Source organism: Actinomyces dentalis DSM 19115, from assembly GCF_000429225.1.
Lineage (GTDB): Bacteria > Actinomycetota > Actinomycetes > Actinomycetales > Actinomycetaceae > Actinomyces > Actinomyces dentalis.
The window spans coordinates 49,875-62,455 of sequence record NZ_AUBL01000024.1 but is presented as its reverse complement, the minus strand read 5'-3'; the positions used below and the strand labels follow the sequence as shown (position 1 = coordinate 62,455).

Below are 12,581 nucleotides of genomic sequence, written 5' to 3'. Positions count from 1 at the left end.
GGACGATCCGCCTGCGACTGATGCACATCCCCGCCACCATCGCCCGCCACGCCCGCCGCACCCTCATCCGCTACAGGGCCGACCACCCCTGGACCCATCTCCTCCTCCAAGGCATCGAACGCCTCCAGACCCTGCCCGCACCCTGACCCCGGCCCCCGCCCCTGAGAACGCCCCCTGACCCCCGGAGGCCGGCCGCCCCGCCCCCGAGCACCACCGACCACCGCGCCCCACCACGCGCGGCGAACCACCGCACCCCCATGCCACAATCAACCCCGCAGCACCGGCAACGACGCCGCCCAACCCCACCCAACCAGACGATGAAAGATCGAGGTTAACCCGCGAGCACGTCACTTGGCGGTGTCAGGGTGTGGTTGCACCGTTGATGATGGTGTCCAGTATCTCGGTGGGGGTCTGTCCGTTCAAGACTTCTCGTGGGCGACGGTTGAGCCGGCCCCGGGCGGCCTGGACCTGGGCGTCGGTGACGCTGTTGAAGTCGGTGCCCTTGGGGAAGTATTCGCGGACCGGGCCGCCTGTGTTCTCGTTGGTGGGACGCCGCCGGGGGCTGTGAGGATCGGCGAAGTGGACCTTGATGTCGGTGGCGAGGGTGAAGGCGGCGTGACCGGCCGTCTGCGCGCCCCGGCCCCGGGTGATGGTGGAGTACACGGCCCGGGGCGGGGAGTCGACCATGCTCCCGGGGGCATCGGTGACGGTGCGGGTGCGGCGGCCCGCCGCCGGACGGGTGACCGGTACGAACCGGCTGCGACGCCCCCGCCAGGGTGATCAGGGCGCTGCCGGGGGTCACCCTGCGATGATCGGGTCTGCCTCCCAGTACCCGGGGACGGGCGTCCCACCACGGGCTCTGCCACGCCGCCAGGAGGTCTGCCTCCCAGTACTCCGGGGACAGACCGCGTCGCAGCCGGTCAGGGCCAGGACGACGGTGAGGCTCCCTCCCAGTGCCCGGGGACGGACCGACGCCGCGGGCGCCGACCCACGCCCGCGAATGCGCATCCGATTGTGTGTGCGATCACTCCGGGACGGGGACGCTCTCGCGCTCAGCGCAAGGAACGGGTTCTTCGCCCGGGCCCGCGCCGAGTAGGCTCGGCGTGCCGCCGTTCTTCCGCGGCGGCACCCCGAGTCACCCGGCCCCGGCCGGGCGCGAACGGAAGCGGAGCGTTCCCCCGCTCCCACCCCGTCAACCATGAAGGAGCACACCGTGACCGAGCAGACGCAGCCCAGCGCCGGGCCGGAGCCCACTGCCACGTCCGAGACGGAGTCCGCCTCCGCCATCCCCCAGACCCCCGCCGAGGCCCCCGCTGAGACGGCCGAGCGGCTCGTCAAGGCCGACGACGAGGTCGCCGCACAGGCGGACGCGACCGAGGCCGCCGCCGGACCCGCCGATACCGTCAGATCCGTTGTCACCGGGGTCGCCGCACAGGCCGAGCCCGAGACGACCGGGCAGCCGGAGGCGCCCCAGGCGGCCGAGCACCCCGAATCCGCCAATGAGGCGGGGTCCGGGCCCGCGGAGGAATCCCCCGCCGCCAAGGCCGCGAGCGCCGAGCCCGCCGGGGCCGCCGACACCGGGGCCGCCGCCCCGGCCGAGTCCGAGACGGTCGAGCAGCCGGGGGCGTCCCAGTCCGCCGAGCAGTCGGAAGCATCCCAGTCCGCCGAGCAGCCCGAACCCGCCCAGACGACCGGGCAGCCGGAGGCGCCCCAGGCGGCCGAGCAGCCCAGGACTGCCCCCGCCCCGGCCAAGGCCCCCGCGCCCGCCGAGTCGACGATCGACCCCGAGGAGGCCATGGACGCCGCCAAGTGGGGCCGCGTCGACGGAGAGGGCCGCGTCTACGTCCAGGACGGCGGCACCGAGCGGGAGGTCGGGCAGTTCCCCGACGTCCCCATCGCCGAGGCCATGGCCTTCTACGTGCGCCGCTTCCTGGACCTCAAGGCGACCGTGGACCTGTTCGCCATGCGCCTGCCCCAGCTGTCCATCCGCGAGATCGACTCCACCGTGAAGTCGCTCGGGGAGTCCCTCGCCGCCCCGGCCGCCGTCGGCGACCTGGACGGTCTGCGGGCCCGCTTCGAGGCTCTGCGCACCGTGGCCGCCGAGCGCCGGGCGGCCATCAACGCCGAGCGCGCCGCGGCCAAGGAGCAGGCCCTGAAGGACCGCACCGCGATCGTCGAGCGCGCCGAGGCGATCGCCGCCCAGGACCCGGACCGCACCCAGTGGAAGTCCTCGGGCGCCGAGCTGCGCGAGCTGCTGGAGCAGTGGAAGGGGGCCCAGCGGCGCGGCCCGCGCCTGGACCGCCCCACCGAGGACGGCCTGTGGAAGCGCTTCAGCCACGCGCGCACGACCTTCGACCGCCACCGCCGACAGTTCTTCAGCGAGCTCGACGCCAAGCAGGCGCAGGTCAAGGCCGCCAAGGAGGCCCTCATCAAGCGCGCCCAGGAGATGTCCTCGTCGACCGACTGGGCCGGCACCTCCGCCAAGTACCGCGCCCTCATGGAGGAGTGGAAGAAGGCGGGCCGCGCCTCCCGCAAGGAGGACGACGCCCTGTGGGCCCGGTTCCGCGCCGCCCAGCAGGTCTTCTTCGACGCCCGCCGCGCCAAGGACGAGGCCGTCGACGCCGAGTTCGCCGAGAACCTCAAGGTCAAGGAGGCCCTCCTCGCCAAGGCGGAGGCCCTGCTGCCCGTCAAGAACGTCAAGGCCGCCAAGAGGGCGCTGCGCCCGATCCAGGACGCCTGGGAGGAGGCCGGCCGCGTGCCTCGCAACGCCGTGCGCCGTCTCGAGGGCCGCATGCGCGCCATCGAGGACGCCATCCGCGAGGCGGAGAACGCCGAGTGGCGCCGCACCGACCCGGAGACGAAGGCCCGGGCGGAGGGACTGGCCGGTCAGCTCGAGGACTCCATCGCGGAGCTCGAATCCGACCTGGCCGCGGCCCGCGCCGCCGGCGACGCCAAGAAGATCGCCGAGGCCGAGGCCGCGCTGACCGCCCGGCGCGCCTGGCTGGAGCAGGTGCGCCGCTCGGCCCGCGTCTGAGGACGCGATCCGGCGCGCCGGCCCCGCCGCCCCGACCCGGCGGCGGGGCCGGCGCGCGTCTTCGTTCGCCCGCGCGGCGCGCATCCGCCCCGGGCCCGGAGGGCGGCCGCGCGCCGCGATGGGCGGGCGGCCCCGCGCGCCGCGGGCCCGGACCGGGAGGAGCGCGCCCGAGTTGTCCACAGGTTCGGGGTCCGGCCTGGTCATGGGGTCCGACGGCGGGGACCATGGCCGCATGCCCGCCGCGCCCTCGCCCCCAACCGCCCTCGCCCGACCCGGCCGCAGCGCCCGGCGCCGCCGCACTCCGCCGCCGGTGAGCGCGCGGACCGTCCTCACCGCGCTGCGCCCCCGCCCCACGCAGCCGATCCTGGGCCGCCTCGGCGACGAGGAGGCCTCGCTGCTGCGGGTGGTCGAGCTCGACGAGAGGATCTTCGTCACGGTCATGGGCGGGCGCGTGCCCCTCGACCTGGTCGCCACGCCCTGCGGACGCGCGGCCGCGCTGCTGGAGTACGTGCCGCCCTACGCCGTGCTCACCGACGACGGCGCCCTGTGGGTGCACGCCGGCGGCCCGGCGCCGCAGCACCTGACCGTCAACCTGCCGGGCCGCGTCGGGGCCCGCCCGGTTGTCGCGGTGCGCCGCGGGCGCCTGCCGCGCTGGGACGTGGTGACCATCGCCGGGATGCGCTGCACGAGCCTGGAGCGCACCGCCGTCGACCTGGCCCGCACGGCCCCGCCCGCCCGGGCCGTCCAGGCGATCCTGACGGCCCGGGCCCGCGGCGCGACGCGCCAGTCCCTGTTCCTGGCGCTCCAGCACTGCCGGGGCGGCTGCGCCGTCGGCAGGCCCCGGGCCCAGCGGATCATCGACGCCCTGCTGCCGCCCGGCGCGCCCTGAGGAAGGCGCAGTCGGGGAGCCCGGGAGGGCCCCGCCCCGATGCCGGCGCGCCGTGAGGGCGGGCGCGGCTCAGGTCTGGCGGCGGGCCGAGCCGGAGGTCGTGCGGTGGGCCTCGAAGACCCCGTCGATGCGGCGCAGCGAGGCCAGGGTGTCGTCCAGGTGGCCCACCGCCGCCAGCTCGACGACGAAGCGGCCGGTGACCACCCGGTCCCGGCTGGTGCCGATGTTCGCGCTCATGAGGTTGACGTGGTTGTCGGCCAGGACCCGGGTGATGTCCGCCAGCAGGCCGCCGCGGTCCAGAGCCTCGACGTCGATCTGGACCCGGTAGGCGGTGTGCGCGTTGGCGGCCCAGCTCACCGGGACGATCCGCTCGGGTTCGCGCTGGAGCTGCTCGACGTTCTGGCAGTCGCGCCGGTGCACGGAGATGCCCGAGCCGCGGGTGACGAACCCCACGATCGGGTCCCCGGGCATGGGCGTGCAGCAGCGGGCCAGCTTGACGTACACGTCGCCGGCGTCCATGCCCTCGACGACGACGCCGGCGTCCGTGGGCCGCGGGCGCCGGTGCGAGGAGGCGGCCCGGGTGGGCAGCACGCCCTCGGCGAGGGTCTCCTCCGTCCCGGCCTCCCCGCCCAGGGCGGCCACGAGCGTGTCCACCACGTGCTGGGCGGAGACGTGCCCCTCGCCGACGGCGGCGTACAGGCCGTCCACGTCGCCCTTGTCGAGGGTCGTGGCGACGTCGGTCAGCGAGTCGTGGCTCATGAGCCGCTGGATCGGCAGGTTCTTCTTGCGCATGGCGCGGGCGATGGCGACCTTGCCCTCCTCGATGGCCTCCTCGCGCCTCTCCTTGGAGAACCAGGAGCGGATCTTGTTGCGCGCGCGGGTCGAGCCCACGAAGGTCAGCCAGTCGCGGCTGGGCCCGGCCCCCTGCGCCTTGGAGGTGAAGACCTCCACGGAGTCGCCGTTCTCCAGGCGCGTGTCCAGCGGCACGAGACGGCCGTTGACGCGGGCGCCGACGGTGCGGTGGCCCACCTCGGTGTGCACGGCGTAGGCGAAGTCCACCGGCGTCGCCCCGCCCGGCAGGGTCAGGACGTCCCCCTTGGGCGTGAAGACGTAGACCTGGGCGCCGGCCATCTCGTAGCGCAGGGAGTCGAGGAACTCGGCCGGGTCCTGGGTCTCCTTCTGCCAGTCCACGAGCTGGCGCAGCCAGGCCATGTCCCCGCCGTCGACGACCTCGCCGCCGCGCCCGGGGCTGGGCCCGGTGGCGTTGGGGTCCTCCTTGTACTTCCAGTGGGCGGCCACCCCGTACTCGGCCATCCGGTGCATCTCGTGGGTGCGGATCTGGATCTCCACCGGCTTGCCGTCGGGCCCGATGACGGTGGTGTGCAGCGACTGGTAGAGGTTGAACTTGGGCACGGCGATGTAGTCCTTGAAGCGCCCGGACATGGGCGTCCAGCGCGAGTGCAGCGAGCCGAGGACGGCGTAGCAGTCCTGCACGGTGTCGACGATGACGCGCACGGCCACCAGGTCGTAGATGTCGTCGAACTCCTTGCCGCGCACGATCATCTTCTGGTAGATCGAGTAGTAGTGCTTGGGGCGGCCGGTGACCGTGCCCTTGATCCGGTTGACCCGCAGGTCCTCCTCGATCTGGAGGCGCACCTGGCGCAGGTACTCCTCGCGGGCGGGCGCCCGCTCGGCCACCATGTGCTCGATCTCCTCGTAGACGCCGGGGTACAGGGCCTTGAAGGAGCGGTCCTCCAGCTCCCACTTGATGGCGTTCAGGCCCAGGCGGTGGGCCAGGGGCGCGTAGATCTCCAGGGTCTCCTTGGCCTTGCGGGAGGCGTTCTCCGCCGAGACGTACTTCCAGGTGCGCGCGTTGTGGAGGCGGTCGCCGAGCTTGATGAGCAGGACGCGGATGTCCTTGGACATGGCCACGATCATCTTGCGGACCGTCTCGGCCTGGGCGGCCTGGCCGTACTGGAGCTTGTCGAGCTTGGTGACGCCGTCGACCAGCAGGGCGATCTCGTCGCCGAAGTCGGCCCGCAGGCGGTCCAGGGTGTAGTCGGTGTCCTCCACGGTGTCGTGCAGGAGGGCGGCGGCGAGCGTCTGGGGGGTCATGCCGAGCTCGGCGAGGATGGTCGCCACCGCCACCGGGTGGGTGATGTAGGGGCCGCCGGACTTGCGGCGCTGCCCGGCGTGGGCCTTCTCGGCGACCTCGTAGGCGCGCACGATCAGGCGGGTGTCCGCCTTGGGGTGGTTGGCGCGCAGGGCGCGCATGAGCGGCTCGATCGCCGGCGGGGTGGAGTGCCCGCGGGAACCGAACCAGGCCAGACGGCTGCGGACGCGCGAACCCGGGACGACGGTCTGGCTGCCGGCGTCGTGAATGGTCTTCGTCTCCGTCATGGCCGGATCATAGCCGCGCCGGGCGGCGCGTTCTCGCCGAGGTCGGCCGCGGCCGCGCGCTGCGGGGGCGGGGCCGGGCGCCCGTCAGGGCCGGGGCCGTGGGGCCCTCGCCCCGCGCTGCGGGGACGGGGGTCAGGCGCTGGGGAAGACGACGACGGAGTCGATGCTCCGGCCGGGCAGTCTCTCGCGCCCGCCCAGGCCCGCCAGCTCCAGCAGCATGCACACGGCCTCGATCTTCGCCCCGGCCCGCTCGAGCAGGCTGATGGAGGCCGAGGCGGTGCCGCCGGTGGCCAGGACGTCGTCGATGACCAGGACCCTCTGGCCGGGCACGACCGTCTCCGGGCGCAGCTCCATGCGGGCCGTGCCGTACTCCAGGTCGTAGTCGACGCCCACGACCGGGCCGGGGAGCTTGCCCCCCTTGCGCACGGTGAGCATGCCGATGCCCAGGCGCACGGCCAGCGGCGCGGCCAGGATGAAGCCGCGCGACTCCAGCCCGGCGACGGCGTCGATGCGGCCGCGGTAGTGGCCGGCCAGCCCGTCGATGAGGGTGGCGAAGGCCTCGCCGTTGGCCAGCAGCGGGGTGATGTCGCGGAACAGGACGCCGGGCTCGGGGAAGTCGGGGATCTCGCGCAGGTTGTCCAGGACGAGCTCGGTCAGCTCGGCCGGCAGGGGCAGGGCGGTCATGAGCGCCTCCTTCTCTTGGCCAGGTTCTTGGGCTGGGCGCTCACGCCCAGGTGGTGGCCGGGCACGAGGGGCGAGGCGGCCGGGGCGGCGGCCAGGGCCTCGCGCTCGTCGTCGTCGGCGGCCTGCTCCAGGCGCCGGCCGCGGGCGACGGCGACCCGCTCGGCCTGCTCGCGCACGCCCCTCTCCCGGCTGCGCATGTCCACCAGCAGGGGGGTGGCCAGGAAGACCGAGGACAGGGTCCCGGCGATCATGCCGATGAACAGGGTCAGGGCGATGTCGCGCAGGGTGCCCGCGCCCAGGATGAAGGCGCCCACGACGAGCAGCGAGGCGACGGGCAGGACCCCGACCACGGAGGTGTTGATGGACCGGATGAAGGTCTGGTTGACCGCCAGGTTGGCCAGCTCGGCGTAGGTCGAGCGGGTCTGGGCCTCGAAGGCCTCCGTGTTCTCGCGGATCTTGTCGAAGACGACGACCGTGTCGTACAGGGAGTAGCCGAGGATGGTGAGCACGCCGATGATGGTGGCGGGGGTGACCTCGAAGCGGGAGGCGGCGTAGACGCCCACGGTGATGATGATGTCGTGGGTCAGGGCCAGCAGCGCCGCCGCCGCCATCTTCCAGGTGCGGAAGTAGGCCCAGATGAGGGCGCCGACCAGCAGGAAGAAGATGACCAGGCCGCGCACGGCCTTGCCGGTCACGTCCGAGGACCAGGTCGGGCCGATCGTCGTGGCGGACACGTTGGCGGCGTCCACCCCGTACGCCTGGGCCAGGGCGGCGCTCAGGGAGTCGGAGGCGGCCTTGCTCAGCTCATTGGTCTGCACCCGCACCGAGGACGAGCCCATGGTCGTCACCGCGGAGCTGGCGGACAGCCCCTGAGCGCTCAGGACGTCGTTGGCGGGGCCCTCGGAGGGGGAGGGCACGCCGGTCACGGTCACCTCGGTGCCGCCCTTGAAGTCGATGCCGGGGTTGAGGCCGGGCCTGACCACGAGGATCGCGGAGACGGCGATGACGACGGCGGCGATGGTGTACCAGATGCGCCGCCTGGCGATGAAGGGGATGGAGGTGCGGCCCGAGTAGAGCTCGTTGCCGAGGGTGGCGAGGCTCTTCACTTGCCCTCACCGTCCTTTCCGCTGGTGGCCGCCTCGACGGCGTCGGCGTCGTCGGGCCCGGTCGATTCGGGCGGTCCGGGGTCGACTCCGGCCCCGGAGTCCGCGGTGCGCTCGGCGGCCCGGGCCTTGCGCCGGGCCAGGGAGCCCACGACGGCGTCGGCGGCCGCCTGGCGGCCCCTGCCGTAGGCGGCCAGGGACCGGGCGCCCAGGTGCTCGGGGTCCAGCCCGGACAGGCGGTGGCCCTCGCCGAAGAAGCGGATGCGCAGGATCTGCACCATCATCGGGTGGGTGAAGAGGATGATGATGGCCAGGTCGACGACGGTGGTCACGCCCAGGGTGAAGGCGAAGCCCTGCACTCCGCCCACGGCCAGGAAGTACAGCACGACGGCGGCCACGAGGTTGACGGCGTCGGAGACGATGATGGTGCGCCGGGCGTGCGTCCACCCCTCGTCGACGGCGGCCACCAGGGTCCTGCCGTGGCGGACCTCGTCGCGGACCCTCTCGAAGTAGATGATGAAGGAGTCCATGGTGATGCCGATGGAGATGATGAGCCCGGCCACGCCCGCCAGGGAGAGCCGGTATCCCATCGACCAGGACAGCAGGGCGATGACCAGGTAGGTCGATGCGGCGGCCGCGATCAGGGAGGCCACGGCGACCACCGCCAGGCCCCGGTACTGCCACAGCAGGTAGACGATGATGAGCAGGAAGCCCACGAGCCCGGCGATGAGCCCGTTGCGCAGCTGCTCGGTGCCCAGGGTCGCGGAGATCTGCTGCTCGGACTGGACGGTGAAGGTCAGCGGCAGGGAGCCGAAGGAGAGCTGGTTGGCCAGCGTCTTGGCCTGCGCCTGGGTGAAGCCGCCGGTGATCTGCACGCGCCCGTCGGTGATGGGCGACACGACGGAGGGGTTGAAGCCCGAGGCCATGATGGTCAGGCCGTCCAGGACGATGGCGAACTGCGCCTTCTGCGAGTCGGTGCTCTGGACGCCGTTCTGGTTGGAGCCGGCGGCGGCGGCCTTGTCGCGGTAGGCGAGCAGCCGCTTGGAGACCTCGGCGAAGGCGGCGGTGCCCTCCTTGTCGAATTCCAGGGAGACGACCCAGTTGTTCGTCGTCGTCCCCTGGTCGGTGGTCTCCAGCCCGGCGTTGGCGTTGGCGATGTCAGTGCCGGCGATGTCCGCGGGGCCCAGGATGTAGGTGGCGCCGGAGCCGTCCTTGGCGCAGGAGATGACGGCCGCGGACGGGTCCTGCGCCTGGCCGGTGAGGTTCCCCGGCGCCTTGCAGTCGGTCATGTAGGCGTCGTAGAGGAGCTGCTCGGTGATCCAGCTGTCGGAGGAGTTGTCCTGCGAGGTGGCCGGCAGCGGGTCGGAGCCGATGGCGCCGTCGCCGTTGACGTCGGCCATGGACGTGGCGACCTCCTCGGGGGTGACGGTCGTCAGGGCCGTCGGGGCGGGCGTCGGCGCCGCGCTCGCGCCCTCCTGGGCGCCCTCGGCGCCCGCCTGGTCCGTGGCCCGCTCCGCCGCGCCCTCGGCGCCCTCCCCCTCGGATCCCGCCTGGTCCGCCGTGGGCTCGGCGGCGGGGGCGGTGGCCTGCTCGGGGGCGGTGGCCGGGGCGCCGGCCGAGGCGGAGGCCGCCTGCTGGGCGATCTGGTTGCGCACCTGGGCGAGCGCGGCGGCCGAGCCCTGGATGACGCGGATGACCGGGCGGAAGTAGAGCACGGCCGAGGTGCGCACCAGCTCCAGGGTCTCGGGGCTGGGGGTGCCGGGCAGCGAGACGACGATGTTCTGCCCGCCCTGGCGGGAGATCTGCGCCTCGGAGACGCCGGAGGCGTCCACGCGCTGGCGGATGACCCCGATGGCCTCGTTGACGTTCTCGTCGGTGATCTCCGACCCGTCCGAGGTCGTGGGGGTCAGGATGATCTGGGTGCCGCCCTCCAGGTCGAGCGCGAGGCCCGGCGTCATGGTGGTGCGGTGCGTCGCCGTCCCGAAGGCCAGGGCGGAGTAGCCCACGACGATGGCGAGGAGCAGCGTCAGGAGGCGGCGCCCCGGGTGCTTGGTCTGCTTTCTGGACACGCGGTCTCTTCCTCAGAGGGGTTCTCGGTGGCGGGCGGGCACGGCGCTCAGGCGCGGCGGCCCTCGCCCTCGACGGCGTCGGCGTCATCCGCCCCGGAGGCGGCGTCGGCGTCGTCATCGGCCTCGTCCTGCGCCCCGGACTCGGCGTCGTCGTCGTCCTCGAAGGCGGCGTCGTCATCGGCGATGAGGCCGGCGACGTCGTCCTGGGCGTCCTGCGCCTCGTCGTCCTGCGCCGTGGAGGCGAAGGGCGGCTCCTCGGCGCCGAGGATGGCGCTCTTCTCCCACAGGGACTCGTCCCCCAGCGGCGTGGCCAGGGTGACGACGTCGCCGTCGATCTCCACGACCGTGCCGTAGAAGCCCGCCCGGGTCTTGACCCAGTTCCCGACCACCAGGGCCTCGTCGGTGCGGCGCTTCTGCTCCTCGAGCATCTTCTGCTGCTGCTTGTTCGCGAAGCGCGAGACGAGCCAGAAGCCGATGAGCATGATCAGGATCATCCACAGCGTCATCGAGTGTTCTCCGTTCCGGGGTCGGGGCGCCCCGGTCAAGAGGGGCCTCCGTGAGTCTAGGCCACCGGTCAAGCGCGCCGGGTGTGAGACGCGACCGCCCGCATCACGGGCCGGTCACGGGCCGGGGCCCGCCGCCGGCCGATCCCGGGCGCGCGGGCTCACGCGAAGAGCGCCCCGCCGGGCGGCGCGGCCAGCCCCAGGTGCTCGTAGGCGGCCGACGTGGCCTGCCGGCCGCGCGGCGTGCGCACCACCAGGCCCTCGCGCACGAGGTAGGGCTCGGCGACCGTCTCGACCGTCTCCGGCTCCTCCCCCACGCTGACCGCCAGCGTGGTCAGGCCCACGGGCCCCGCGGCGAAGCGGGTGCACAGCGCCTGGAGCACGGCCCGGTCGAGGCGGTCCAGGCCCAGGGCGTCGACCTCGAAGACCTCCAGGGCCGCGCGCGCGGCCGTCAGGTCCAGGCGCCCGGGCGTGCCGTGGACCTCCGCCCAGTCCTGGACGCGGCGCAGGAGGCGGTTGGCGATGCGCGGGGTGCCGCGCGAGCGCCGGGCCAGCTCCCCCGCCGCCTCCTCCTCCAGGTTCACGCCCAGCAGGCCGGCGGAGCGGGCCAGGATGCGCGACAGCTCGCCCGGCCCGTAGTACTCCAGGTGCCCGGTGAAGCCGAAGCGGTCGCGCAGCGGCGCGGGCAGCAGTCCCGCCCGGGTCGTGGCGCCCACGACGGTGAAGGGCGGCAGGGACAGGGGGATGGAGGTCGCCCCCGGCCCCTTGCCGACGACGACGTCGACCCGGTAGTCCTCCATCGCCAGGTAGAGCATCTCCTCGGCGGTGCGGGCCAGGCGGTGGATCTCGTCGATGAACAGCACGTCGCCCTCCTCCAGGGAGGACAGGATGGCGGCCAGGTCGCCGGCGTGCTGGATCGCCGGGCCCGAGGTCAGCCGCAGGGAGCCGTCGACCTCGGCGGCGATGATCATGGCCAGGGTCGTCTTGCCCAGCCCGGGGGGGCCGGACAGCAGCACGTGGTCGGGGCAGGTCCCCCGCGCCAGGGAGGCGCGCAGGACGACGGAGAGCTGGCCGCGCACGACCTCCTGGCCCACGAAGTCCTCCAGGCGCCTGGGGCGCAGGGCCGCCTCGGCGGCGCGCTCGGTCTCGTCGGCGCCCGACCCGACGAAGCGCCCCTCAGACACGGCGACCGCCCCCCAGCCGGCGCAGCGAGGCCCGCAGCAGCTCGGGGACCGCCAGGACGGCGTCCCGCCCCGCCTCGTCGCGGTGGGCGGCCTCGGCGGAGGCGACGGCCCGGGTCGCCACGGCCTCGTTCCACCCCAGCTGGACCAGGGCGGCCACGACGTCGGGGTTGGCGGCCCCCTCGTCCGGCGGGGCCGTCCCGGCGTCCGCGGCGGGGCCGTCGCCGGAGGGCGGGCCGAGCTTGTCGGCCACGTCGATCATGACCCGCTGGGCGCCCTTGGGCCCCAGCCCCGGCACCCGCCTGAGGGCGGCGACGTCGTCGGCGGCGACGGCCCGGCGCAGGGCGTCGGGGGTGTGGACCGCCAGGATCGCCAGCGCCAGCTTGGCGCCCACGCCCTTGGCGCCCAGCAGGACCCGGAAGCAGTGGCGCTCGTCGGCGTCGGCGAAGCCGTAGAGGGTCAGGGCGTCCTCGCGCACCACCAGCTCGGTGCGCACGAAGCCCTCCTCGCCCGCGCGCAGGCCCGCCAGGGTCGCCGGGGTCGCCTGGAAGGCCATGCCGACGCCGCCGACCTCGATGACCGCCCCGGTCAGCGAGGTCTCGAGCACGGTGCCGCGCAGGGAGGCGATCATGCGGATCCTCCTTCGGAAGGTCGAACGTCTGTACGAACTGTACCAGGGGCGGCGTCGGCGCCGGGCGCGGCGCGAGACCCGCCGGCG

9 protein-coding genes and 1 pseudogene are annotated in these 12,581 nt (G+C 73.9%); 2 read left to right on the top strand and 8 right to left on the bottom strand.

Annotated elements, in window-relative coordinates:
- Positions 1-360 precede the first annotated feature (360 nt).
- Positions 361-753, bottom strand: a pseudogene (locus G446_RS16395) (IS30 family transposase); the annotation flags it as partial.
- 460 nt (positions 754-1,213) lie between these two features.
- Here G446_RS16395 and G446_RS0106615 point away from each other — a divergent pair.
- On the top strand, positions 1,214-3,034 hold the full coding sequence (locus tag G446_RS0106615) for a DUF349 domain-containing protein (RefSeq protein WP_026409568.1): 1,821 nt from the start codon (positions 1,214-1,216) through the stop codon (positions 3,032-3,034).
- Between the two features lie 232 nt (positions 3,035-3,266).
- A complete protein-coding gene (locus tag G446_RS16390; RefSeq protein WP_051285724.1) occupies positions 3,267-3,923 on the top strand; it encodes a hypothetical protein in 657 nt (218 codons plus the stop codon).
- Positions 3,924-3,992: 69 nt separating this feature from the next.
- On the opposite strand, the gene G446_RS0106605 is transcribed toward G446_RS16390, so the two are convergent.
- The 7 genes from G446_RS0106605 to ruvA form a co-directional block, all read right to left on the bottom strand.
- On the bottom strand, positions 3,993-6,323 hold the full coding sequence (locus G446_RS0106605; RefSeq protein WP_026409567.1) for a RelA/SpoT family protein: 2,331 nt from the start codon (positions 6,321-6,323) through the stop codon (positions 3,993-3,995).
- A gap of 132 nt (positions 6,324-6,455) precedes the next feature.
- Entirely contained in the window at positions 6,456-7,007 is a 552-nt protein-coding gene (locus G446_RS0106600) for an adenine phosphoribosyltransferase (RefSeq protein ID WP_026409566.1), read from the bottom strand.
- Positions 7,004-8,113 carry a protein translocase subunit SecF gene (gene secF, locus G446_RS0106595; RefSeq protein ID WP_026409565.1) on the bottom strand — a complete coding sequence of 370 codons (1,110 nt, stop codon included), beginning with the start codon at positions 8,111-8,113 and terminating at the stop codon, positions 7,004-7,006. Before secF ends, G446_RS0106600 begins: the two co-directional genes overlap by 4 nt.
- The gene (gene secD / locus G446_RS0106590) at positions 8,110-10,179 is read right to left on the bottom strand and encodes a protein translocase subunit SecD (protein ID WP_026409564.1); all 2,070 of its coding nucleotides are present in this window, start codon (positions 10,177-10,179) and stop codon (positions 8,110-8,112) included. The genes secF and secD overlap by 4 nt, the downstream gene beginning before the upstream one ends.
- A 47-nt stretch (positions 10,180-10,226) precedes the next feature.
- Positions 10,227-10,685: a preprotein translocase subunit YajC gene (locus tag G446_RS18660; protein WP_051285723.1), complete on the bottom strand. Its 459-nt coding sequence runs from the start codon at positions 10,683-10,685 to the stop codon at positions 10,227-10,229.
- A gap of 158 nt (positions 10,686-10,843) precedes the next feature.
- Positions 10,844-11,866, bottom strand: coding sequence for a Holliday junction branch migration DNA helicase RuvB (gene ruvB, locus G446_RS0106580; RefSeq protein ID WP_026409563.1), 1,023 nt, complete (start codon positions 11,864-11,866; stop codon positions 10,844-10,846).
- Positions 11,859-12,494: a Holliday junction branch migration protein RuvA gene (ruvA, locus tag G446_RS0106575; protein WP_026409562.1), complete on the bottom strand. Its 636-nt coding sequence runs from the start codon at positions 12,492-12,494 to the stop codon at positions 11,859-11,861. Before ruvA ends, ruvB begins: the two co-directional genes overlap by 8 nt.
- Between the last annotated feature and the right edge of the window lie 87 nt (positions 12,495-12,581).